We start from the raw sequence: 24737 nt of genomic DNA, 5'->3' as shown, positions 1-24737 counted from the left end.
TGTCCGCACTGGCGGTTTCCGCAGCGGAACACAGTTGATAAGATGAATCTGTCGCAACTGGCGAACAGGTGGGATGACCACCGGGGAGCGAAATAGGGTTGTCGCGGTCGCCCGCCTGGGCCACGCAACCGAGCGAGGAACGGCTGGGGCCATCCTCGCCACTAGTGAAAGCCAGACAAGCGAATTGAAAACTGGAGCAGCAATGAGTGATTCTCTCAACTCCCATACGTTGGCCGAACTCGATCCTGACATCGCAAAGGTGCTGGATGATGAGCTGAACCGTCAACGCGCCACCCTTGAAATGATCGCGTCGGAAAACTTTGTCCCGCGTGCCGTTCTGCAGGCTCAGGGATCAGTTCTGACCAACAAGTACGCCGAAGGATACCCGGGACGCCGCTACTACGGCGGGTGCGAGGCAGTGGACGTTGCTGAAAGTCTCGCAATTGAACGCGCCAAGAAAGTGTTCGGTGCCGATTTCGTCAACGTGCAGCCACACTCAGGCGCGCAGGCCAATGCCGCCGCGCTCATGGCGATGGCAAAACCGGGGGACACGATTTTGGGTCTGTCCTTGGCTCACGGCGGCCACCTGACACACGGAATGCGCATCAACTTTTCCGGCAAGATGTACCACGCCACCGCATACGAAGTTGACCGCACAACAATGCGTATCGAGCCCGATCAGGTGCGTGAAGTGGCGCTGCGTGAGCGTCCCCGTGTGATCATTGCCGGCTGGTCGGCCTACCCTCGTCACCTTGACTTTGCTGCTTTCCGCAGCATTGCCGACGAGGTTGGCGCTGCGCTGTGGGTTGACATGGCGCACTTTGCCGGCCTCGTTGCAGCCGGACTGCACCCAAGCCCACTGCCCCACGCCGACGTGGTGACCACGACGGTCCACAAGACACTGGGGGGTCCCCGCTCCGGCATGATCTTGTCCGCGCGCGGCGAGCAGTGGGGCAAGAAGCTGAATTCTGCTGTGTTCCCAGGTCAGCAGGGTGGCCCGCTGATGCATGTGGTGGCTGCCAAGGCCGTAGCAATGAAAGTGGCTCAGACCCCGGAGTTCAAGGACCGCCAGGTCAGAACTCTTGCTGGCGCGCAGAAACTTGCAGAGCGTCTGGGACGCGACGATGCGAAGAAGGTCGGCATCAAGCTGGTCACCGGCGGCACCGATGTGCACCTGGTGCTCGTTGACCTCGTTGATTCAACTCTTGACGGCAAGCAGGCTGAGGATCTGCTGCACGAAGTCGGCATCACGGTCAATCGCAATGCTGTGCCGTTTGACCCGCGCCCACCGGCAGTCACATCCGGTCTGCGTATCGGAACGCCGGCGCTGGCTACGCGCGGTTTTGGTGATGAGGAGTTCACCGAAGTTGCCGACATCATCGCGACCGCACTGGTTCAGGCGGCCTCCAAGGAGACAGTGGATATGGAGGGTCTGCAGGCGCGCGTGCGTGCACTGACTGATGCCTTCCCGTTGTACGACGGGCTGCAGCAGTGAGAGCGCCGTGGAAAGGTGCCGCACAGGTACTGGATGGGAAAGCCACCGCTGCTGCTATAAAGGGCGAGCTTGCTGAGCGCGTCTCACGTCTGCGTGAAGCCGGTGTCCATGCAGGGCTGGGAACAATCCTGGTGGGTGAAGATCCCGGGTCAGTGACCTATGTTGCCGGCAAACACCGTGACTGTGCGGAGGTTGGCCTCGAGTCGATTCGCATTGACTTGCCCGAGTCGGTCTCTCAGGCTGATATTGAGCAGGCTGTCGACCAGCTCAACGCTGATCCTGCCTGCACGGGTTTCATTGTGCAGCTTCCGCTACCCGTCGGGGTCGATTCCCAGGCCGTGTTGGAGCGCATCGATCCGGATAAGGACGCTGACGGCCTGCATCCGATGAACCTGGGCCGCTTGGTGCTGCGCGCGGCGGGTGACATCACCTCGCCCCTTCCGTGTACGCCGCGCGCCGTCATTGAGCTGTTGGAACGCTACGGCGTGGAACTCAATGGCGCGGATGTGTGCGTAGTTGGCAGGGGAGTGACCGTCGGCCGTTCGATCGGATTGCTGCTGACGCGTAAGAACATCAACGCGACCGTGACGCTGTGCCATACGGGCACGCGCAACCTCGCTGAACAGGTGCGCAATGCTGACGTGATTGTGGCTGCGGCTGGCTCGCCGGGACTGATCACCGCTGACATGGTGCGTGAAGGTGCGGCGGTGCTCGATGTTGGCGTTTCTCGCGTGACGGAAGCTGATGGCCGGGCGCGGCTGCATGGAGATGTGGCCGACGGAGTTGATCGTGTTGCGGCATGGCTGTCACCGAATCCCGGTGGCGTCGGGCCGATGACGCGTGCCCTCCTGTTGGCGAACGTGGTTGAAATGGCTGAGCGAAAGGCGGGTTTCTCCGCTCAGGTGTAAATGCGCAGGTGTGAGCTTAGTGCCTTAACTGTTCATGTTCGCGGTGCTGGGGGCTTTCCAACTGGAACGTGGAATGCGTGATCGTGACGGGAAAGTGTTCCTGTACGCAGCTGGCGAGTGTGTGCAAAATGTCGGATCGCTCGTGCTCGTTCAACTCGGGTTGGACGGTGACGTGAGCCGTCAGGGCTATCACTCCTGTCGCAATGGTCGAGGCATGCAGGTCATGTACGTCTTTGACTCCTTGAACATGGAGCATATGTTCACGCACCGTTGCCAGTTCCAGGCCGGGTGGTGTTTCCTCCATCAGGATCGCCACTGAGCGGCGCAAGAGTGTGATCGCCCTCGGAGCCATCATGCACGCGATGAGCAGTGAGGCGAGGGCATCCGCTTGGAGCCATCCGCTGAAATGGGCGACGACCGCGCCGATGATGACCGCGACCGACCCTAACGCGTCGGTGGCAACCTCGAGGAACGCTGCGCGCATGTTCAACGAGGAACTGCGGCCCCCCATCAGCACGAGTAGGGAAGCGACGTTTGCAGCCAGGCCGAGGATACCGACGATCAGCATGATGCGGGTGTCGAGTTGCTCGGGGTTCATGAAGCGGCCGATGGCTTCATATGCGATCATCACGCAGATCGCGGCGAGCATACCTGCCTGCAGTGCCGCTGCGACCACTTCGGATCGTGCGAGACCCCATGTGAATCTGTCGGTGCGCGGGCGCAGCGAAAGGTGAGCCGCGATCAGCGCAATCACCAGCCCGGTGGAGTCCACCGCCATGTGGCCGGCATCTGCAAAAAGTGCGAGTGATCCTGAAAGTGCGCCGCCGATTGTCTCGACGAGGAGGACAGTTGCCGTAATGGACAAGGCTGCAATCAGACGCCCTCGGGAACTGGCAGCATGCGAGTGCGAATGTGAATGCGAGTGGTCGCTTGCAAGCGACTTCTCGGCGGATGTGGGCCTGCTGTGGGGTGATGATTGCTCCGACTCCTCGCAGCAATCGCGATGCTCGACATCGGGCGACATGGCGTCCTTTCGCTAGGTGACAACGAAAATCAATACCCCAAGGGGGTATCCTTGGTTGGCTATAGAGTAGCCATTTCTCGCTGCCTTGCCAAGTCCGTGATGTCGAGTGGTCGCTTGCAAGCGACCACTCGGTGAAGTTTCGGGCACAATAGAGGCATGCTGAACGTCACGACTGTCAACCTCAACGGGATCCGCGCTGCCGCTAAACGAGGACTGAACGACTGGTTGAATCGCCAGCACCCCGACGTCCTCCTGATGCAGGAGGTGCGCGCGCCGGAAGAAGTGACGCGTGAGATTCTGGGGTCGCAGTGGCATGTTGTGGCCGTGCCATCGCGGGCGAAAGGGCGTGCGGGCGTAGCAGTCGCTGTCCCGATTGAGAACGAGGCGCTGATTGGAGACGTGCGGACAACGCTGGACGACCAGGAAAGTGATGTGGATTCGGGTCGCTGGCTGGAAGTGGACCTTGAATTTGCCACTCCACTGACGCTTGTGTCGGCGTATTTCCATTCGGGCGAGAAGGATACACCGAAGCAGGATGCCAAGATGGCGCACCTGCCGAGGGTGTCAGCGCGCATGAGCGAACTGTTGAAAGCTGCGAATTCGGCGAAGGGGCGTCAAGCTCTCGTTGCGGGAGATTTCAACATCGTTCGCTCCGAATTGGACATCAAGAACTGGAAGCCGAACCACAACAAGCGTGCCGGAGTGCTCGACGAGGAAATTGCCTTTGTGTCGTCATGGGCCGAGGGTGGCTGGTGCGACACCGTCCGCGAGCTTGCGGGGGATGTCCAAGGCCCATACACGTGGTGGTCGTGGCGAGGCAAAGCATTCGATAATGACGCCGGGTGGCGCATTGATTATCAGTTTGTGACGCCGGATCTGGCGCAAAAGGCACGGTCCTTTTCGATTGATCGCGCCGCCTCTTACGATGCGCGCATGTCAGACCATGCCGCTTTGACCGTGTCGTATGAGTTCGATTAATTGCAATCACACCCGTTGAAGAACAGCAGTGTGTGCGAGCCAGATCTCCTGAAAAAATAGGCTCTTTCCGATCTGACGACGCTCGCCAGTCTTCTACCTCATGACCCTGGATCGCCCGCACGATTCTGCTGAGTTTCAAACGTTCACGTGTGGTGCGTTGCTAGTTTTGCTGAATAGTGTTGCGTTGCTTGTGATGTTCGTTTGCGACTGTCCTTCCTGGTTAGTGTCCGTGGGTTTTTTCGGCGTGGTCGGTGAGGACTTGGTGGGGTTTGGTTAACAGGAATGGGGCGCTGGTTTCTCTTGTGCTTGTAATGCTAGGGATTGTGTGCGTGGTGCCGGTGAACGGGTTGGTTAGTGTGACGTCCCACGTGGTGGTGAGTGTGACGGTTTGGTGGGGTGATTCGTTTTGCCATGAGTGTGTGTGCACCATGTTGGGGTAGGGGTTTCCTGGGGTGGTGGTGATCAGTGGTGGGGTGTGGTCGTTGAAGTCGAATGTGTAGGTGGAGGCGTGAAGGGTGAGGGTGACGGTGTGGTTGAAGACGGTGAGGGTGTGGGTTTGGGTGGGTGTGGCGGCGTAGATGTTGGAGGGCACTTCGGTGAAGGCGTGTTGGTGTGGTTGGATGGTCAGGCCTGCGCCGCGTAGGGTGATGGTGTTTAGGGCTGTGCGTGCGATGGTGTCGGTTGACGGAGTGGCGGGCTGGTCTGGTTCTTTTCCTTCAGGTTTTTCTGTTGGTGGTGGGGTGCATTTGTCTGCTGGTGTGGCGCCGGCTGTGCCGGTGCCGATCTTGCAGCGCACCTGCCAGCCCGGTACACGAAAGCCACCAACCGGTCCCTCAACAACCTCAACCACACCACCAGCACCAGCGGCGTCAACATTCTCCACGCCAGCAGAGCCGGGAATGGGCGGAGTGGTCGTTTCTTGGCGGTAATCGACTTGGAGCGTTAACTGGTTGTCAGAATCCGAGCGAAAGTCAAATGAGTACCTATCTGTGTCATTAGCTGGAGGCGGTGACGTGCTAACTAGGATCAAGTCGGCAATTAAAATGGCTTTTTTCCAAGTCTCTACTGGCTTCATGATTGTGAACCTTCATCCTTAGAATCGCCGTAGAGACGCCTTAAAACGAAAGATCCCGAACCGCTGTCCACTTCGAGTTCGATGACCTCAGTTCTTTCTACGCCGCTGACAATTTTCCCCTCTTCATTAAACGCAACGTATATGGGGGTATGTACTGTACCCACAACCAAATAGACATCCTCATCATCCGAATGAGGGATGCCATCATCTAGAGTCCTGACCTCGTATTTCATACCGATGTTCCACCCGCCGCCTGTGTATTGCGTCTCGATCTCGTTGATAAAGGATTGGCAGACTTTGCATTCTGGGCTGCTGACTTTTTTGAGGGTGGTGGTGTTGCCGGTGTTGATGGAGTATGCGAGGAGGTTGAGGTAGTACTCGGCGAAGTAGCGTGCCCCGAACGCGTCCATGTTGGTGGCAGCGCTAGGTAGTTGTGGTTCGTGTGGTTCCACCCAGTCCACGGGTCTGCCGAGCTTCCCGTTGGGTAAAATCGGGTACTCACCGGACATGGGTATGCTTTGCGCCGCTTCGTGTGAGCTGCTGTTGGATTGAGGGCTTTGAGCGCTGCCACTCTGGTTGCTACCTTCCCCGTGGCTGCATGCAGCCAGAGTGAGCAAGCCAGCCAATACTGGAACCAGGAGCGTGGAGTGTCGTGATCGTCGTGTCATGTGCACCACACTACGGAACAGTACTGCTGCCCGTACAGACCCAATTCATAATTGTGGATCAAACTCTTTTTGCACCCACCTGTCGATCTGGATGCCTCTCACTGGATTCATCACGGCTCTACCTCCCGTGAGGTAACTCGTGACCAGTGCAAACGCCTCGTGCGTGGAAGCGACGGCCGTTGGCCCACTCTTCAGATCGACAGGCGGGTAAAGAGGGGAGGACAAGCATGCGGGAAGAAGAATTCCCACAATGTGGGAAGACGGCACATGCACGCGCACCCCCACACGAAACCCTTCAGTCCACAAGAAAGCGCAAGCTTGAGCCATTCCCACAAAGCACGACCCCTGTCTACCCTCGGCAATCACGGGAGCGACAATCACACGAGGCCCCGGGCATGTTCCCCCAGGTTCGAACTCGACACACACCCACAGCGCAAAGGACCCGCACTGACCCCACTGGCCAACCATTCCCACAGGTCACAGGCTCACCCACCCAACGGCGCGTAGCACCCACAGCCACACAACGAACCCACCACCACGCCAAATCGAACCTCGGGGACGAAAAGAGGAAAGGTGCATCTCTCATCTCGCACTCGAGACAAAGAGCGAGGCACTCATGCCTCCGCGAAAGGCGTTACAAGAGGGGGAGGACACCTACCCCCCATGCACGGTGACACGAGGGCCTGTCCTCACCCACGACGACACAGGGCACGAGGAGAGCGGGCATTCCCCACGCGCGGGGCTTGAACGACCGGCTCAGGCTCCAAGCTCAACGTGCAGCAGAGACATCCCCGCGCGGGGCTTGAAACTACTGCTACTTGTCGGCGCGGTCGATGACCTCGGACGTACCTGACATGTCGGTGTTCTGAGCGGAATCCTTGCTTGACGTGCTCTCAGCATTGTCAGGAGCAGTGCCGGCAGCCTCGCGCTCCTGGAGCAGCCGTTCGCCCAGAGCCAAAGCATCACGCCGATTCTCATCTTCGTGACGCTTATCCGCATCCTCTTTCAGTGCGTCAACCTGTTCGCGCGCATCGGCCTGACGACGCTTCTCCTCTTTTTCGCGCTTGGCGTCCTCGACGTTCCACGGAGTTTTTTCACCGCGAGCTTCACGTTCGTCAGCCAGATTCTCTCCACGTTTCATTGCCTGATGGAAGTTCATACGAGCCTGCTTCTCCTTACGGTGTTCAGAAATTTCTTCCGGCGACATGCTGGCTAGAGCCGCCAATTCGCCCTCGCTGAATGAGGGGTGGTATGAGGCGTCAATGGCCAGCGGAGCATCGGAAAGCTTGGGGGGATCGGGGGTCGGTTCGACCTCTCCGGTCACAGCGTGGTGTGGCCACTCCAGAGTACGAGGGACACCCAGCGTGACATAGTTCGGCGTCTCATTGAAGTGAATCAGAGAGGACTTATCGGTCGGCGGGATTGCAGGCGGATTCGCAACCCACGCACTGATCTGCAAAATGACACGCATCTGCAGGTTAATCCACAAAATGAGCGTGACCAGCGTCGTCGCAGTGGTCAACACTGCGCCCGACACGGCGCCAACAGCGGACGTTCCCAAAAAGCGCAGCACCCCGGCGGCGAGGGCAGCCAATGCGGCACCCCACATGAGGTCGCGTCGAGGTGGATGAACGAGCGCCACGATTCGAATCAGAACAATGAACACGCCGAAATCAACCGCAAAACCGACCAGCAGGCTCGCAATGTTCAATGCAATTTTACCGAAACCGGCGTCGATTCCCAGAGTCGAGAAAATCCAATCGCCAAACACTCGCAGAGCTACGGAGGAAACGGCGCTCACCAGCACTCCCACGCCCAGGCAGAGAGCGCCGACCAGGTTACGCGGCATCGACTTGTAGATGGGAACCGGGGCACTCACCAGCCCAAACATCGAACGAATCGCCATGCCCAGCGACCCCACAACCGACAGAGCGGACCACACCAAGCCGACGAAGGCAACGATCGACGTGATTGACATTGCGGTGGAGACCTGCAGATTGTCGGGGTTGACCAGCCCGCCGTTCGTGCCGTCATCGATGACGCCCGGCATCGCATTGTTGACACCGTTGATGACAGCCTCTTTGAGCTCCGCGTTATTGCCCAGCAGCGCCATGAAGATGGTCCAGCCAACGACCAGTGCTGCGGACAGCGACAGGAGCGTTGTCAGCGCCATACCGCCTGACATCAAGCCACCGGAACGCTTACTGTATCGCGCCAATGCTCGCGCCAGGCGCGTCCGGTTCCACCACTGAATCAGTGCCTTGATCTTGTCGACCAGACCCGGAGTAGCGAGGGTCTCGCGCAATCCCGGGCCGCGCAGATGCGAGGCGCGCTTGGTTTCGTCGGAATATGTGCCGGCCAGTTCGGCTGAATGATAACCGGGAGCATTCGGAGATGGCTCATCACGATAGGTCAGATCCGATTCGCGCACGGTGCCCGTGAACGTTCCGGGTACTGAGCGCGGGCTCGGCGGCGCAACGGTGGATCCCACGTTGGTAGCCGACAAATCGTGTTGAGTATCGTTCGTGCTTGCCGTCATATTCATAATCTACGGTGTTGACGCGGCGCGCGCTCGCTATGCATAGGCAGAATTTGCTCAACAGGGGACGGCCGTCTCCCCTCGTCGATCACGAAAATTGACGAGGGAGGCTGCCGCACCCGCGTTCCTACTTCGTTTCGAAATCGAAAAGGGCGAGCGAGGAATACATGCCAGTGGGGTCCACGCGGTCCAGGCGAAATCCTGGAACCATCCAAGAGGCCTCGAAATCTGCGGCGACGTCGAGAGCCAGGTCAATGGCTGGGTCATCAACATCCTGAGCCAGTGTGACGTGAGGGTGGTAGGGGAATCGAAGGGTGTAGTCAAGTGGGCCGGTGCGCACATCGTCTGCAAGGCTGCGGCACTCATCCACGCCTTGCGTCACAGTCAGGAACGCCACCTGGGACAGAGGGCGGAACGTGTCAGTACCTTTAATGGTGATGCGGAACGGCTGGCGGCGTTGCGCGACGGAGCGGAGGTGGCGAATGATTCGGGTGCGATCTTCCACCGGCACGGCAATCGGTGGCATGACGGTGATGTGGGCGGGGACACGAGAGCCGTTGACGTCACCCAGCCCGAGACGCAACTCTGTCAGTTCGCTGACCCAAGGCTCCGGAATGGCGATGACTGCTCCCATCCATTCCTGGCCGTCAAGGCGCGGAGGCAGGAACATGGATCACCGCCATTTCTGCAATGAGGTAGCTGCGTGGCGAAGCGACCAGGGTGCCGCTGCGCGACTGACCTTTTAAGAGTACATGGGATGGCGCGGCTGTGAGGTGAAGGTGGTGCGGCTGTGAGGTGAAGGTCGCAACGCAGGTAGATGCCATGACCTAGGTCACGAGCCGTCCCCGTGGTGGTGACAAACCTCTATGGCAACGTAAACTTATGACGTGGCCTGCCTGTGGGGACACGGACGGGGCACCGAGAAATGAACGTCTCTCAAGAACTTCGTTGACAACGTGGAAGGACACACAGCGATGAGTGCTCAGGTGCGCAAAACTGCCACCAAACTTGCCGATGGGCGAGACCTCTTTTATTTCGACGATTCCCCCGAATATGTATCAGGACAGCGCACTCGTCGCCTCGATGACCCGCGGCCCTTGCCGGATCGTTTCGCACCGATTGAAGGGGAGGACGGGACCGTTCATCCCGTGACCGGACCTCAGATGCGCAAAGACCCGCTGACCGGGGACTGGATCCCGATGGCGACCCACCGCATGAACCGTACATTCCTTCCGCCAGCAGACGCGAACCCGCTGGCGCCGGCACGACCGGGCGCCGAATACTCCGACGGGGAGATACCCGACACAGACTACGACGTCGTCGTCTTCGAAAACCGCTTCCCCTCCCTCATGGCAACCCCAGAACAGGCGCAGGAAATCGCAGCAGCTGACGGTGTGATCCCCGTGAACGGTCTCGACGGTGATGACCTGTACCGCAGGGCGCCAGCCGCGGGACGATGCGAAGTCATTTGCTTCACCCCGAACCTTGAAGACTCACTGGCCACCGTCTCCCATGAGCGCATGCGCACCGTGATCGAAGCGTGGGCGGACCGTACCCGCGAACTGTCAGCAATGCCCGGCATCAAACAGGTTTTCTGCTTTGAAAACCACGGCAAGGAAATTGGCGTCACACTCTCGCACCCACACGGCCAGATCTACGCCTACCCCTATCTGACGCCCCGCACCCGCCAAATGCTGACTCAGGCTCAGGCCCACCGCGAAGCGACTGGTCGCAACCTGTTCGACGATATCGTGGACACCGAGCTGCGCAGTGCACGCCGTATCCTCGATCAAAGCGAACACTGGGTGCTGTTCACCCCCGGAGCCGCGCGCTGGCCCGTCGAAGCTCACCTCGTCCCACGTCGCCACGTACGCGACATTGCGCATCTGACCGAGGAAGAACGTGAAGAACTGGCTGACCTCTACCTGCATTTGCTACAGGCAGGTAATCGCTTCTTCGTCAACCCGGACGGTTCGGCCATCGAGCTGCCGTACATCGCGGCCTGGCATCAGGCGCCAATCGGACCTGAAGGCGACGAACTGCGCCTGCACCTGGAGTTCTTCTCATTCCTGCGCGCGCCGGGCAAACTGAAGTACCTGGCTGGTTCGGAATCAGGTATGGGTGCGTGGATTTCCGACACGTCTCCCGAAAAGATCGCTGACCGTTTCAAGGAGGTGTGGTGATATGACCACCCCACACACACCCGAGCAGGCTGACTCCATGCACGAGGGCGGCTCAGCCAAGACAGAGGACCTCACGTTCAACGACCCCTTGACATTTGACGAGGGGGCCCTCGCCGCGCGCACCCTGTTCCGCGAAACATTCAACGCAGATGCGGATGGCGTGTGGCACGCACCTGGCCGTGTCAACATCATCGGTGAGCACGTGGATTACAACGGTGGCATCTGTCTGCCGATCGCGCTGCCACACCGTGCATTTATCGCTGCCACACCGCGATCTGACCGCCACGTACGCCTCGTGTCTCCGCAGACGCGCGACCATATCGACGAGTTCGACCTCGACACCGTTGACCGGCGCGGGACTGACGGCGAAGTATCCGGCTGGGCTGCGTACCTTGTGGGCGTGGCATGGGCCCTGGAGCAGGCCGGCTTTGGGCCGCTGCGCGGCTTCGATGCGGCGCTGCATTCCTGTGTGCCTCTGGGTGCAGGACTGTCGTCTTCTGCCGCTTTGGAATGCGCGATGGCCGTGGCGATCAACGACATGGAAGACCTCAACCTGCTCGGTGGTGACGATGATGATGCGGGCCGCGCACTCCTGGTGGATGCCGCACGGCGCGCTGAAAACGACATTGCGGGCGCCAATACAGGTGGGCTGGATCAGTCTGCATCGATGCGCTGCACGAAGGGACACGCACTGGAGCTTGACTGCCGCGATATGTCCGTGCGGTCGATCCCATTTGACCTGGCTCACGACCACCTGGCACTCCTGGTGATCGACACGCGCGCCGAGCATTCGCATGTAACCGGCGAATACGCCCAGCGCCGACAGGCCTGCGAAGAGGCCGCAGGCATCCTCGGTGTCGATCTGCTGGCCGACATCGACGATGAACAAGCGGCATTGGATCAGCTGCCTGACGAGGTGATGCGCGCTCGCGTGCGTCACGTTCTGACGGAGATTGATCGCACACGCACGTTCATTGACGAGCTGGTTTCCGGCTCGCTGGTCGGGGAGCGGCTGGATCGCTGCGCCGCGCTCTTGGACGCGTCCCATGACTCGCTGCGTGATGACTATGAGGTGACCTGTCCGGAACTGGATGTGGCCGTCGATGCGGCGCGAGCCAGTGGAGCACATGGCGCACGCATGACAGGTGGCGGTTTCGGCGGCTCGGCGATCGCCCTCGTCGATGAGTCTGCTGCGCGAGACGTGGCCCGGGCTGTCGCTGATGCCTTTGCTGAGCACGGCTTCGAAGCGCCGCAGTTCCTGATCGCTACGCCTGAAGAACCTGCAGGAAAAGTCGCTGAGTAACGTGGCGCGTCACAGGGGTCGTCAATACCTCGATCAGTGGCTGAAATACCGCGGCGGCCCTTGTGGTGGCGAATCGTCGACAGATGTGACATTCGACCAGCCGTGGCAGCTGAAAACTCCCACAATGGCACAATCAGATCTATGAGTGATGAAACCCCATGGCTGATTGTGGGGCTGGGAAATCCCGGCGCCCAGTATTCGCGCACCCGTCACAATGTCGGTCACATGGTGATCGATGCTCTGGCGGGACGATGCAGTGCGACCTTGACCGCACACAAGAGCGGGACGCACATGGCGAGTATCCGTCTGGGCATCAGACCAGGGGGCGCGCCAGGACCGCAAGTTCTCGTGGCCACATCCGATTCATACATGAATACGTCGGGTCGCTCGATCAGTGCGTTGGCTCGCTTCGCACACATAGCGCCCGACTGTATCCTCGTCATTCACGATGACCTCGACCTGCCCGAACACGACCTGCGTCTGAAATTTGACGGGGGAGAAGGCGGCCACAATGGCCTGAAATCGCTCAGTCAGTGTCTGGGGACGCGGGCTTACCACCGGTTGCGTGTCGGAATCGGCAGGCCTCCGGGCAGGCAGGACCCTGCAGACTACGTTTTGGCACAGCTTTCAGCGCGCGACCGCACTGAGTGGGACGTGACAGTGGAAAAGGCCGCTGACGTGATTGAAGACGTGGCACTAAACGGTTTCCCGGAGGCCCAACAGCGCCTGCATTCGCATAGCTCGCCGCAGTAAAATCCTTTGTGTTTGCGCCATCGCAGTGATTCCGCCCGCCCACTGAGCGCCCTCGCCACATGTACCCATCCCAGTGAAACATGAGGAAGATGTCATGAAATTGAACGGCTTGATGGACCTGATCGGAGCCGACCAGGCAGTTCAACAATTCGCCACTTCACTGTCACGGTCCCTAAGCGGCACCATCGTCGCCCCGCAAGGCATTCGACCCGGCATGTACGCCCTTGCATCGCGCGAAAGGCTCATTGACGAGGCGGACCCGTCCACCGTTGGACCTCTGATCATCATCACGGCATCGGGGCGAGAAGCCGAAAGGCTGACTGACGCATTGTCTGCATGGGTGCCGAATGTGGGCATGTTCCCCTCGTGGGAAACCCTGCCGCATGAGCGACTGTCACCCCAGGTGGACACGATGGCCCAACGTATCGCCATCTTGCGCCGGCTGACACACCCGGATCCAACCGACCCGGCGACCGCGCCACTGTCCATTGTTGTCATGCCGGTTCGCGCATTCCTCCAACCTGTCATCCACGGGCTGGCCGACCTGGAGCCGGTGCGCGTCAAAGTAGGGGACATGGTGGATCTGCCCAGCATGGTTGACCGTCTGACACAACTGGGATACGAACGCGTGGATATGGTGGAGGCACGCGGACAGGTCAGCGTCCGAGGCGGCATCCTCGACGTTTTTCCACCTCAGGAAGCACACCCTTTACGCGTCGAACTGTGGGGCGATGAGGTTGACGAGATTCGCTGGTTCTCCATGGCTGACCAGCGCACCCTCGGCGCAGCTACCGACGGCCTGTGGGCGGTGGCCTGTCGAGAACTCTTGCTAACCGACGAGGTCCGTGAAAAGGCACGCCATGCTGCTGACACCCTGCCGGGCGCGGCGCAGATTCTGGAACTGGCCAGTGAAGGGATCTACAGCGCCGGCCTGGAGTCTCTGGCCCCTGCTTTGGTGGAGCGCATGGACACCGTCCTTGACATCGCTTCCGAGAGCAGCGTACTCATCATGGATGAGCCGGAGCGGGTGCGTGCCCGCGCAGCCGACCTTGTGTCAACCACCGAGGAATTCCTCCAGGCAGCATGGACCGCAGCGGCCGATGGCGGCACTGTTCCACTGGAAGCGCGCGACGCTTCGTTCCGTGACCTGGACGAAGTGTGGCAGGCTTCCGGACTTGCGCGGTGGGAGGTCTCCTCACTGGCGCCGGCAGAACTGGCCGATGCGTTGATCGCTGTCGAGGAAGACCGAGGTGTGGATACGGACGACGAGCCGGGTGCTTTGCAGGCCCACGAGGCGCACGCCGTGGTGGTCTCACCGACACTGATGGCAGTCGGTGCTCGAGAAGTACGCCCATATCGCGGTGACTTTGATCGAGCGTGCGCCGATTTGGCTGAGCTGTCACACGCCGGGTGGAACATGGTGGTGACCACTCAAGGCCCTGGGCCCGGGCGACGAATCGCCTCGATACTGAACGATGCGCACGTGCCGGCGCGAGTGGTAGAGGAGTTGACGCGCGCGCCTGAAGAAAGTGTCGTGCACGTGACGACCGCGCAAGCCGGCGCCGGGTTTGTAATGGCCGATCAGCACCTGGCAGTCCTTACTGAACAGGACCTGACTGGTCGCGTGGGAGCGACCACTCGCGATATGAGGAAGATGCCGTCGCGGCGCAGGAAGGGCGTCGATCCGCTGACACTGCACGCCGGCGACCTGGTTGTTCACGAACAGCACGGGATCGGACGCTTCCTCGAACTGGTCTCACGCACTGTCGGCAGGGGAGCGTCCGCCGTCACGCGCGACTACCTTGTCATTGAGTACGCTCCCTCGCGCAGGGGACAACCTGGGGACCGTCTGTTCGTGCCGACGAACTCGCTGGATCAGGTCTCCAAATACACGGGATCGGATCAGCCGACACTGACCCGGATGGGTGGGGCTGACTGGGCGAAGACCAAAGCCAAAGCTCGTAAAGCCGTCAAGGAAATCGCCGCTGAGCTGATCCGCCTGTACGCCGCGCGCCAGGCAACAAAAGGGCACGCGTTCAGCGCTGACACCCCCTGGCAGCGCGAACTTGAAGATGCGTTCCCATATGTGGAAACCCCTGATCAGCTCGTGACAATCGATGAAGTCAAAGCTGATATGGAAAAGTCCATGCCGATGGACCGGCTCCTGACAGGAGACGTGGGATACGGCAAAACCGAGATCGCTGTGCGCGCGGCGTTCAAAGCCATCCAGGACGGCAAGCAGGTTGCTGTGCTGGTTCCCACCACCTTGCTGGTCCAGCAGCACTATGACACCTTCAGCGCTCGCTATGCCGGTTTCCCCGTCACAATTGGGACACTGTCACGTTTTTCCACGCCGAAAGAAGCTGAAGAGGTCAAGGAGGCACTTGCGTCCGGTGGTATTGACCTGGTGATCGGCACACACGCCCTGCTGACGGGCACGGTCCGCTTCAAGGACCTAGGTCTAGTCGTCATTGACGAGGAGCAGCGTTTCGGTGTCGAGCATAAGGAGACACTCAAAGCGCTGCGCACTGATGTGGACGTGCTGTCCATGTCAGCAACACCTATCCCTCGAACACTGGAAATGGCGATTTCCGGTATCCGTGAAATGTCGATCCTGCAGACACCGCCAGAAGAGCGTCAGCCGGTTCTGACATTTGTGGGCGCATACACGGATGCGCAGGTTATCGCTGCAGTCCGGCGCGAGCTGTTGCGTGACGGGCAGGTGTTCTACGTCCATAACCGTGTCGAATCCATCAACACGGTGGCTGCTCACCTCAGCGAACTGGTACCCGAAGCGCGCATCCGTGTCGCTCACGGCAAACTGTCCGAACACGAACTTGAACGCGTCATCGTTGATTTCTGGAACCACGACTTCGACGTGCTGGTGTGCACGACAATCGTGGAAACCGGCCTGGATATTTCCAATGCGAACACACTGATTGTGGACAGGGCAGACGCGTTCGGACTCTCACAGTTGCACCAGCTGCGCGGCCGAGTGGGACGAGGGCGCGAACGCGCTTACGCTTACTTCTTTTACCCAGCTGACCGCACTCTTACCGAAACGGCCCATGAACGGTTGCGGACAATCGCCCAGTTCACGGATCTGGGCGCCGGGCTGCACGTTGCGCAAAAAGACCTCGAAATCCGCGGTGCCGGCAACCTGCTGGGTGGCGCGCAATCAGGTCATATCGAGGGCGTGGGGTTCGATCTGTACGTGCGTATGGTCGCTGACGCAGTGGCAACATTTAAAGGGGAGCGCCCCGCCGAACAGGTGGACGTGCGAGTGGATCTGGCCGTGGATGCGCATATTCCTGCCGAATATGTGACGAGCGAGCGCCTGCGGCTCGAGGTATACGCCAGGATTGCAGGCGTGAGCACGCCTGAACAGGAAAGCGATGTGCGCGATGAGCTGGCCGACCGATACGGCCCAATTCCTCCTCAGGTAGATTTGCTGTTCGACATTGCGCGACTGCGTGAGCGCCTGCGCCAGGTCGGTGTCGAAGAGGTCGCCACTCAGGGACGGTACATCAAGTTCGCACCCGTCGAACTTGCTGATTCACAGATGATGCGCCTGAAGCGGCTGCACCCTGGCGCAGTCATTAAGACTGCGGTGCGTCAGATCCTGGTTCCCATCCCAATGACCGCCCACATCGGTGGGCACCCCTTGGCAGACAGCGCCCTCATCGAGTGGACGCTGAATGTCGTTGACACGATCATCGTGCCTTTCGCCGCCTCATCAGAAGGCGGCGCCCCCGGCGTTAAAGACCGGTGATCACTCCCCGCGAACATAGAAGCCCGACACCTTGAAACGCCGAGTGGTCGCGTGCATGCGACCACTCGGCGCAAGTACCTGGGTGAGTCGTCCTCGTTCATGAGCGAGGGGAGCGGGACTTCTCACCCCCTGGTGCGGCACATCGGTCAACGTGACGTAGAATAGACACGCACAAGACCTAAGGAGGATCTCGGTGGCACAAAAACGGGGAATAGCTGGCTTCGTTGCAACTCTTGCCGGGCTGGCGCTCGTCATTACGGGATGTTCAGCTCACCCAGGCGCGGCGGCGCGAATCGGAGACCACAACATCAGCGAAGAAACCGTCACGGAAGTTGCCACTGCACTTCCCGATGTTGTGGCACAGCGAGTCAGTCGCGTGGATGCGCTCAGGCTCCTGACGTCCAGCTATTTCCAGAATCGCATGGGACACGACAAAGACGTGACGTTTACTGACGACCAGGTTCTTGACCTCATGAAGCAAGTAGCTGCATCTCGTGGTCTTGAAGCCCCGGAAAATGTACCCGCCAGCGTCCTCGACGTCTTCAGAGGAGAGATGGTCCTGCAGCAGCTGCAGGTCGACGGCAATGATCTCCAGACGATCCAGCAGGAACTGGAACAGTACTACACGAAGGAAAAAATCGACATTAACCCGCGGTACTACACCGCCCAGGCGAACACAAAGCAGGCCAGCACGCTTGCCGACATTGTGACACCCGCAGATGTCAAGGCGCCGAAGAGCGACGGGGATGCATCGACTGACACAGACAGCCAAAGCGGCCATACCCACTAAAATTTAAAACGTGAGACATACCTCGATGCACGCTGCGCGGCTCACGCCGAATGAGGGACCAATGTCGCTCAAGTGCAGGTCAACACGTACACGTGAAGGTCACGAGCACGTTTTTCGAGCATCAGGGGTGTGTTTTACAACCGTTGCGTACTACTGTGAGACGCGACAGCTCCACGCACACAATCACGAAGGAGAATGACGTGGCAAGGATTGAGACAATCGGGGCACGCGAAATCCTCGACTCTCGAGGCAACCCGACCGTAGAGGTCGAGGTTCTGTTGGAGGACGGCACCGTTTCCCGCGCATCCGTTCCCTCCGGTGCATCAACCGGTGCCTTCGAGGCGGTCGAACGTCGCGATGGCGACAAGGATCGTTACATGGGCAAGGGCGTACAGGACGCTGTCGATGCAGTGACCGAGGTGATCGGCGCTGAACTGATCGATGAGGACGCAACCGACCAGCGCGTCATCGACGAGGCCATGCTGGACCTCGACGGAACCGACAACAAGGGCAAGCTGGGCGCAAACGCCATCCTGGGTGTGTCGCTCGCAGTGGCCAAGGCTGCCGCAGAGTCTGCCGGACTGCCCCTGTACCGTTACCTGGGCGGCCCGAACGCACACGTTCTGCCTGTCCCGATGATGAACATCCTCAACGGCGGCTCTCACGCAGACACCAACGTGGATATTCAGGAATTCATGATTGCCCCAATCGGCGCTCCGACCTTCCGTGAAGCACTGCGCTGGGGTGCAGAGGTCTACCACACCCTCAAGGGCGTCATCAAGAGTCGTGGCCTGTCCACCGGCCTGGGTGACGAGGGCGGCTTCGCCCCCAACCTTGAGTCCAACTCGGCAGCACTCGACCTGATCGTGGAAGCCATCGAAAAGGCCGGTTACAAGCCGGGCGCAGACGTGGCACTGGCACTGGATGTTGCCTCCACCGAGTTCTTCGCTGATGGCATGTACCAGTTCGAGGGTGAAGGCCGCTCCACTGACTACATGGTGTCCTACTACGAGAAGCTCATCTCTGACTACCCGCTGGTCTCCATCGAAGACCCGTTGTCAGAAGACGAATGGGACGCATGGAAGTCACTGACCGCTCAGATCGGTGACCGTGTTCAGCTGGTGGGCGACGACCTGTTCGTCACCAACCCCGATCGCCTGCGCAAGGGCATCGAGATGAACGTGGCTAACGCACTGCTGGTCAAGGTCAACCAGATCGGCTCCCTGACCGAGACGCTGGATGCCGTTGAGGAAGCACACCGCAACGGATACCGCACGATGACCTCGCACCGCTCCGGCGAGACCGAGGATACGACGATCGCTGATCTTGCTGTTGCCACCAACTCCGGTCAGATCAAGACCGGTGCTCCGGCACGTTCAGAGCGTGTCGCCAAGTACAACCAGCTGCTGCGCATTGAAGAAGAGCTTGCTGAAGCAGCCGTGTACGCAGGTGCATCGTCGTTCCCACGCTTCAAGGCCTGAGAACACTGAAGCCCTGACGGCTTATTTTTTTAATGTGCGCCGAGTGGTCGCTTGCATGCGACCACTCGGCGCACAGCTGTTTCACGGGAATATGACCAGAACGACTGTGACATGCCGCAAGCGGATCGCCCGGCTCGAAGTGTTTTAAGGCACGATGAGAACATGGCTGATTCGTCGCATCATGATCCGAGGCGCCCTCACGCGCCTCGTCGACGCACTTCTGGTGCGTCACGCCCCTCGTCGACGCCAGCCAGCCAGCAGCGTCGCTCTCGCCCAATCCGGCGATCCCATGGAGATCAAACGGATTCACATAGCGACAGCCAGATATCTACTCGGCCCTCTCTCGGCGCAGTAAACGACAGGGCAGATGAATCGCGTGAGTCGGGCGCCGAAGCGAGTCAGGATTCGCCGAAGGGCCGCTTCCATTCGGATCGCCTGCGCCGCATTGGCCTGGCGGGACCCCGCCTGAAAACAGGAAGCTCGGACTCTTCACGCTCAGCATCTGTCGCATCACGTTTTCGCCGGAACCGTCAACCGGACGCGGCGACGAAGACGAAGGAACGTAGTGGCGGACGGGGCGCAAAGACAGCACGCAGTGACGCTTCGTCGCGCAACATCTCTTTCGGCGGACTGACAATTTCGGTCCGATTCCTCGCAATCAGCATCATGGCTGCGCTGCTTGCTGTCCTACTCATTCCCTCCGCGTACCAATGGTTCAGGCAGAGCCAGGACCTGAAAGATATGCAGGTGCGTGTCGAACAGGCCAGGGAACGCAACGCCGAGCTTCACGAACAGCTCGACTTATGGAAGGACCCGACGTACGTGGCATCGCAGGCCCGCTCACGCCTCGGATATGTCCAGCCGGGAGAAACCCAGTACACGGTCAAGGACCCAGGGCCAGGATACGAGGATGCCTCCTCGCAGGAAAACGACAAACGAGGCCCGGATAAGCCGTGGATTCAGATTCTTGCCCAATCGGTCATCGATGCGGACAACCCTGAAGAAGCAACCCACGACGCCAAAGACCAGACTCCACTGAACTTCAGTCAATCAGGAGACGAGAAATGAACATCCACGGCAGCGACACTGACGCAAGGCAGTTGCCGGAGCTGTCGCCGGTCACCGAAAAGGACCTGGAAGTGGTGCGCGAGCAGCTCGGACGCTTGCCGCGTGGAGTGGATTCTATCGGCGCCAGATGTGTGTGCGGACGGCCCACCGTTGTCGTGACTCGCCCGCGCCTGGATGACGGTACGCCTTTCCCGACGACTTTCTACCTTACGTGCCCACCGATCGTGCGTGGATGCTCCACGCTGGAAGCAGAGCATGTGATGGAAGACCTCAATGAGTGGATCAGGATTGACGAGGACGCAGCCAGGCACTACCGCGATGCTCACAACTCCTATATCGCTTTTCGTCGGACGCTGGGTGAAGTGCCGGAGATCGACGGCGTATCTGCCGGTGGCATGCCAACTCGCGTGAAATGTCTGCACGCGCTTGTCGCGCACTCCCTCGTCGCAGGCCCCGGAGGCAACCCGGTGGGCGACAAAGCACTCGAAATCCTTGCCGAGCGCAATCTGTGGCAGTCTGACCGCTGCATGTGCTAGACGAGTCGCGACAATACGATGGCCTGCAGCGAGGCATCCACGCCGCCTTCAAACGTGACACAATGAGCGCCGTGACTATGACTGAACCAGAACAGCTGCGCCACCCTCGGCGTGTGGCAGCCATCGACTGCGGGACCAACTCAATCAGGCTCCTGATCGCAGACGTTGAGCGAGACGATACGGGATCTGTGCGGATGCGGGACATCACGCGCCTGATGCGGATCGTTCGTCTGGGCTACAACGTTGATAAGACAGGGCGTCTCGACCCCGACGCAATTGAACGCACGCTGGAAGCGGTGCGAGAATACGCGGAGCTTATTAAGCGTCACAATGTGGATTCCGTGCGTTTTGTGGCGACTTCGGCTAGCCGAGATGCGCAGAACCGCGATGTTTTTGTCGACGGGGTGCGTGAACTGCTCAACGTGGAGCCTGAAGTGGTGCCCGGCGAGGAAGAGGCCGCTTTGTCCTTTGCTGGAGCGATGAGCGCGTTGGATTCTCAGGCGAGGCGTCCGGCACTGGTGGTGGACATTGGTGGTGGCTCCACTGAGCTGGTCATCGGCACAACAGGCGTCGAACAGGCGATCTCGCTCAACATGGGGTCTGTGCGAGTGACGGAACGTTTCTTCGCGCACTGTGACTCTGAGCAGGGGATTGATCCGCAGGCCGAAGCCGAGGCCACCCGGTGGATCGACGAGCAGCTGGATCGTGCTGCCTCGGTCATTGATTTTGGCGCAGTGGGAACATTGGTGGGCGTCGCCGGCACGGTGACGACTATTGCCGCGCAGGCGCTGGGCTTGGATCGCTACATGCCTGAACGCATCCACGGTGCCGTGTTCACGATGGACGAGGGGGAACGCGCCATCCGCTTCATGATCGATCAGCCTGTCGACGTGAAAGCCGCCCTCGGCTTCATGCCGAAAGGACGCGAAGACGTGATCGCCGGCGGCGCACTGATCTGGTCCCGCATTTGTGCGCGAGTGGTCGCGTGTACGCGACCACTCGGCACAATCGATCGCTGGGTGACGTCCGAGCACGACATTTTGGACGGGATCGCCTTGTCTCAGATGAAAGAGTAGACGCTCAGCAGGTGTTTAGTGCGCCGGCGGCGTAAACCACGCAGTGCTGACCGAGGCTGGATCTGTGCCTCGTGCCGCGATCGCTCGGTGCCGGATCGCCGTGCTCGGACGTTCAGTGCTGATTTGACGCGTGCGCTCCACGGGCGCGCACGCTTGTACGCTGGTGCAGGGCAATAGCCCCCAACAACGCGGCAGCAAATGTACCGAGAATCACGCCGAAGCGAGCATGGAACACTTCGGTTTCGCCCGGGAACGCAAGCCCGGCTACCAGCATCGCGACCGTGAATCCGATGCCGGCCAGCATGCCGATCGCGGCAATGTCGGGCAGGTCCACTCCGTTGCCCAAGCGCAGGCGGGTGTAGCGCGTCAGAATAGCGACCGACCCCCAGATGCCGATCAGCTTGCCCAGCGGCAGTGCGACTGCGACGGAAATAGTGATTGGGTCGGTTAGCGCTGCGCTCAGGCCACCCTCGCCACCCATGACGGGTACGCCAGCGGCGAAGAATGCGAAAACGGGAAGAGCCAGGCCCGCTGACCACGGACTGAGCTTCTCATTAAACTCGTGAGTGAGCTGGCGGTTCCTGATGCGTTTGGCAGGCACAACCATGCCCAGGCAGACACCTGCGATCGTCGCGTGAACGCCGGAGTTCAGCATGAGTGCCCACGCCACCACAGCCAAAGGTATGAGCAGCCACCACTTGGTGATCTGGCGCTGCACCAGGAAACCAAAGACCACGATCGTCAGCAGTGCTCCGCCCAGCGCCAGCCAGTTCAGGCCAGATGAATAGAACACTGCAATGACGATGATGGCCAGCAGATCGTCGACAACTGCCAAAGTCAGCAGGAAGGTTCTCGCGGCAGGTGGGAGGCCTCGTCCAAAGATCCCCAGGAGTGCCACCGCGAAGGCAATATCAGTTGCAGTTGGCACGGCCCACCCGTGGAAGTGATCGGAACCAGTGATGGTTTGGATCAGCACATAGATGGTGGCAGGTCCGACCATGCCGAAAGCGGCCGCCAACATGGGCAGTGCCGCTTCCCGGATGTCACGCAGCGGTCCGGTCACAAAATCTGACTTCAACTCCAGGCCGACAACGAAGAAGAAGATGGTCAGTAGCCCGTCGGCCGCCCATTCGTGAACTGACAGATGCAGTCCGAGCGATTCAGGGCCAAATTCATAGTGCGAAATAGCGCTGTAGATCGGTTCCCAGGGGGAATTTGCCAGGAAGAGAGCGATGAGTGCAACGACAATGAGCAGCAAACCGGTTCGCGTCTCGTCAGCGAGGAATCGCGGAATGGCTTGGAAAGCATTGCGAATACGGTGCCCCACACTCGCGTTCGACGAGGATGCATAAACTCGTTTGCGCGGCAGAGCTGATACCAGGATCGGTGGGCGTTGTTGGAGGCGCGCACCAGGGAAGTTATGACGTGAGCGATGCACAATCCCATCACTGCGATACGGGATTCGAGGCATGTCGCGCTTTTCGCGTGTGGCTCCACCGGTGGAGGTAGTTTCTTCAGACGAGCCGAGAGTCATTCGTATCGAACCTTCCTTCGCGACGAGGAACCGCTGTGATGGAGATGTGGCTACCTTCGATCATAAGGCACAGGCAATGTGTGGGTAATGCGTTGTCGAGGCGTGGGCGCGGCTCGTGTGGGATGACGGCCGGAAGTGCGTGTAAACTAGGCACGCTGCCGTCACGAGCCATGAGCCAGGCTTGTGAGGTTGGCATGCCCCCATGGCCCAATTGGCAGAGGCAATCGACTTAAAATCGATGTGTTGTCAGTTCGAATCTGACTGGGGGTACGGAGTCGGGCACGCAAGCGGCAGAAATGATGCTCGCCGGGTCTTTGCCGGACGCGGCAGGTTCATTGACGAGGGAGTCCCATGCGAATTCTGACTCGGAAACTCTTCTGTGGAGAGCTGGCCTTGGATTGGTGAAGGGCGAGAGGTGCGCCGAAAGGGATCGCCAGATCTCGCTGTCGGCTCAATAAGAAAGACCCCGATGGGCTAGCGGTCGGGCCGCAAACGTGAAAACCTTAAGACAGGTAGTAGTGGGTCAGTCTGTTTCCGGCAACGCCTGTTCCCGGGGCGCGCTGGCCAGAAGGAGGCACAATGTCCAACCCCGTGTTGAAGAAGCTGGTGAAAGACGAGACGCGCTCGGCGCAGACCACTCCAGCTGGCTATCCAGGAATGCCAGGGTATGCCCCCGGCAACAGCGGATATACCAATTACCAGTCGCAGCAGTACGCTGATCCTTACGCCCATCAGGCTGGCGCTGGCGCTTCGGCCGGCACTGCAACGCAGCAGGGGTACCCTCGTTACCCCCAGCAGGCGGACCAGTTTGAGGAATTTGAGCAGCGTTACAACCAGCCGTCTGCTGATGCGGTGGATCGTGGCCGACTGACAATCGACGATGTCATCGTCAAGACCGGAATCCTTTTTGGGATTCTGCTTGTCGCAGCTGCCGGAGCATGGGCTGTCACGCGTGCCAACCCGTCGATGGGGCTTGGTTTGATGTTTGGCGGCCTGGCCGTCGGATTCGTGCTGGCTTTGATTATTTCGTTCTCACGTTCACCGAAGCCGGGACTGACGATGGTGTACGCAGCTGCTGAAGGCCTCGCGCTGGGCGGCGTGTCATCAGTCATGGAAATCGTGTATCCCGGGATCGTCCTTCAGGCGGTTGTGGGTACTCTGAGCGTTTTTGGCGTCACACTGGCTCTGTATGCGTCTGGCAAAGTTCGCTACTCATCGAAGATGGCCAGGTTTGCCATGATTTCTCTGTTCGGCATCATCATCTTCTCGATCGTGTCGTTCCTGCTCAACATCACCGGCGTGCTCGACTCGTCACTGCGCTCCATCACGGTTATGGGAATCCCGCTGGGGGTCTTCATCGGTGTCTTCTGCGTCTTCATCGGCGCGATTTGCCTGATTGGTGATTTCGAGGTGGCCAAGGTGGCCGTCGAGCAGGGGGCTCCATCAAAGTTTGCCTGGACATGCGCATTTGGGCTGATGGTGACTCTCGTGTGGATGTATCTGGAGATTCTGCGCCTCCTGTCATACTTCCGCGAGTAGACTCGCTTTCATCAT

The 24737-nt window shown here is 59.8% G+C and carries 19 protein-coding genes, 1 tRNA gene and 1 riboswitch; of the genes, 14 read left to right on the top strand and 6 right to left on the bottom strand.

From position 1 onward, the window contains the following. The first annotated feature begins 43 nt into the window (after window positions 1-43). A riboswitch (ZMP/ZTP riboswitch) is annotated at window positions 44-128 on the top strand. A gap of 74 nt (window positions 129-202) precedes the next feature. Together glyA and BN3002_RS05955 are read left to right on the top strand one after the other, a co-directional pair. Continuing rightward, complete coding sequence (glyA, locus tag BN3002_RS05960; protein WP_058237098.1) at window positions 203-1495, top strand: serine hydroxymethyltransferase; 1293 nt, start codon at window positions 203-205, stop codon at window positions 1493-1495. After that, complete coding sequence (locus BN3002_RS05955) at window positions 1492-2403, top strand: bifunctional methylenetetrahydrofolate dehydrogenase/methenyltetrahydrofolate cyclohydrolase (protein WP_058237097.1); 912 nt, start codon at window positions 1492-1494, stop codon at window positions 2401-2403. Before glyA ends, BN3002_RS05955 begins: the two co-directional genes overlap by 4 nt. A gap of 16 nt (window positions 2404-2419) precedes the next feature. Here BN3002_RS05955 and BN3002_RS05950 read toward each other — a convergent pair whose 3' ends face one another. Next, window positions 2420-3427 (bottom strand): cation diffusion facilitator family transporter, encoded by a 1008-nt coding sequence (locus tag BN3002_RS05950; RefSeq protein WP_058237096.1) that lies wholly within the window; start codon window positions 3425-3427, stop codon window positions 2420-2422. 156 nt (window positions 3428-3583) lie between these two features. On the opposite strand from BN3002_RS05950, the gene BN3002_RS05945 reads away from it, so the two are divergent. Next, window positions 3584-4405 (top strand): exodeoxyribonuclease III, encoded by an 822-nt coding sequence (locus tag BN3002_RS05945; RefSeq protein WP_058237095.1) that lies wholly within the window; start codon window positions 3584-3586, stop codon window positions 4403-4405. 220 nt (window positions 4406-4625) lie between these two features. Here the strand turns inward: BN3002_RS05945 and BN3002_RS05940 are convergent, their stop codons facing one another. From BN3002_RS05940 to BN3002_RS05925, 4 genes are all read right to left on the bottom strand, one after another. Further along, entirely contained in the window at window positions 4626-5288 is a 663-nt protein-coding gene (locus BN3002_RS05940; RefSeq protein WP_058237094.1) for a hypothetical protein, read from the bottom strand. Between the two features lie 188 nt (window positions 5289-5476). Beyond that, window positions 5477-5989, bottom strand: a complete 513-nt coding sequence (locus BN3002_RS05935; protein WP_058237093.1) for a DUF6318 family protein — start codon at window positions 5987-5989, stop codon at window positions 5477-5479. A gap of 973 nt (window positions 5990-6962) precedes the next feature. Continuing rightward, the gene (locus BN3002_RS05930) at window positions 6963-8687 is read right to left on the bottom strand and encodes a YhjD/YihY/BrkB family envelope integrity protein (protein ID WP_058237092.1); all 1725 of its coding nucleotides are present in this window, start codon (window positions 8685-8687) and stop codon (window positions 6963-6965) included. Between the two features lie 127 nt (window positions 8688-8814). Then, window positions 8815-9357, bottom strand: a complete 543-nt coding sequence (locus BN3002_RS05925; protein ID WP_058237091.1) for a 2'-5' RNA ligase family protein — start codon at window positions 9355-9357, stop codon at window positions 8815-8817. Between the two features lie 304 nt (window positions 9358-9661). Between BN3002_RS05925 and galT the strand changes: the two genes are divergently transcribed. The 9 genes from galT to BN3002_RS05880 all read left to right on the top strand — a co-directional run bounded on the left by galT (window position 9662) and on the right by BN3002_RS05880 (window position 21649). Continuing rightward, entirely contained in the window at window positions 9662-10870 is a 1209-nt protein-coding gene (gene galT / locus BN3002_RS05920) for a galactose-1-phosphate uridylyltransferase (RefSeq protein ID WP_058237845.1), read from the top strand. A gap of 1 nt (window position 10871) precedes the next feature. Then, a complete protein-coding gene (galK, locus tag BN3002_RS05915; RefSeq protein ID WP_371935772.1) occupies window positions 10872-12173 on the top strand; it encodes a galactokinase in 1302 nt (433 codons plus the stop codon). A 141-nt stretch (window positions 12174-12314) separates the two neighbouring features. Further along, the gene (gene pth / locus BN3002_RS05910) at window positions 12315-12926 is read left to right on the top strand and encodes an aminoacyl-tRNA hydrolase (protein WP_058237090.1); all 612 of its coding nucleotides are present in this window, start codon (window positions 12315-12317) and stop codon (window positions 12924-12926) included. Between the two features lie 94 nt (window positions 12927-13020). After that, window positions 13021-16698 carry a transcription-repair coupling factor gene (gene mfd, locus BN3002_RS05905; RefSeq protein ID WP_058237089.1) on the top strand — a complete coding sequence of 1226 codons (3678 nt, stop codon included), beginning with the start codon at window positions 13021-13023 and terminating at the stop codon, window positions 16696-16698. A 193-nt stretch (window positions 16699-16891) separates the two neighbouring features. Beyond that, complete coding sequence (locus tag BN3002_RS05900; protein ID WP_058237088.1) at window positions 16892-17488, top strand: hypothetical protein; 597 nt, start codon at window positions 16892-16894, stop codon at window positions 17486-17488. Between the two features lie 200 nt (window positions 17489-17688). Next, complete coding sequence (gene eno / locus BN3002_RS05895; RefSeq protein ID WP_058237087.1) at window positions 17689-18969, top strand: phosphopyruvate hydratase; 1281 nt, start codon at window positions 17689-17691, stop codon at window positions 18967-18969. Between the two features lie 162 nt (window positions 18970-19131). Beyond that, window positions 19132-20037 (top strand): FtsB family cell division protein, encoded by a 906-nt coding sequence (locus tag BN3002_RS11275; protein WP_058237086.1) that lies wholly within the window; start codon window positions 19132-19134, stop codon window positions 20035-20037. Beyond that, the gene (locus tag BN3002_RS05885) at window positions 20034-20573 is read left to right on the top strand and encodes a DUF501 domain-containing protein (RefSeq protein WP_058237085.1); all 540 of its coding nucleotides are present in this window, start codon (window positions 20034-20036) and stop codon (window positions 20571-20573) included. Before BN3002_RS11275 ends, BN3002_RS05885 begins: the two co-directional genes overlap by 4 nt. 77 nt (window positions 20574-20650) lie before the next feature. Beyond that, window positions 20651-21649 (top strand): Ppx/GppA phosphatase family protein, encoded by a 999-nt coding sequence (locus BN3002_RS05880; protein ID WP_058237084.1) that lies wholly within the window; start codon window positions 20651-20653, stop codon window positions 21647-21649. A 112-nt stretch (window positions 21650-21761) separates the two neighbouring features. Here BN3002_RS05880 and nhaA read toward each other — a convergent pair whose 3' ends face one another. Continuing rightward, entirely contained in the window at window positions 21762-23183 is a 1422-nt protein-coding gene (nhaA, locus tag BN3002_RS05875) for a Na+/H+ antiporter NhaA (protein ID WP_257525502.1), read from the bottom strand. A 196-nt stretch (window positions 23184-23379) separates the two neighbouring features. On the opposite strand from nhaA, the gene BN3002_RS05870 reads away from it, so the two are divergent. Then, window positions 23380-23453: transfer RNA gene (locus BN3002_RS05870), tRNA-Leu, on the top strand. Window positions 23454-23762: 309 nt separating this feature from the next. After that, entirely contained in the window at window positions 23763-24722 is a 960-nt protein-coding gene (locus BN3002_RS05865; RefSeq protein WP_058237083.1) for a Bax inhibitor-1/YccA family protein, read from the top strand. The last annotated feature ends 15 nt before the right edge of the window (window positions 24723-24737 follow it).

It is taken from the genome of Actinomyces ihuae (assembly GCF_001457875.1).
GTDB classification, from domain to species: domain Bacteria; phylum Actinomycetota; class Actinomycetes; order Actinomycetales; family Actinomycetaceae; genus Pauljensenia; species Pauljensenia radingae_A.
The sequence above is the reverse complement of the archived record's forward strand: the minus strand, read 5'-3'. Positions and strand labels throughout refer to the sequence as shown.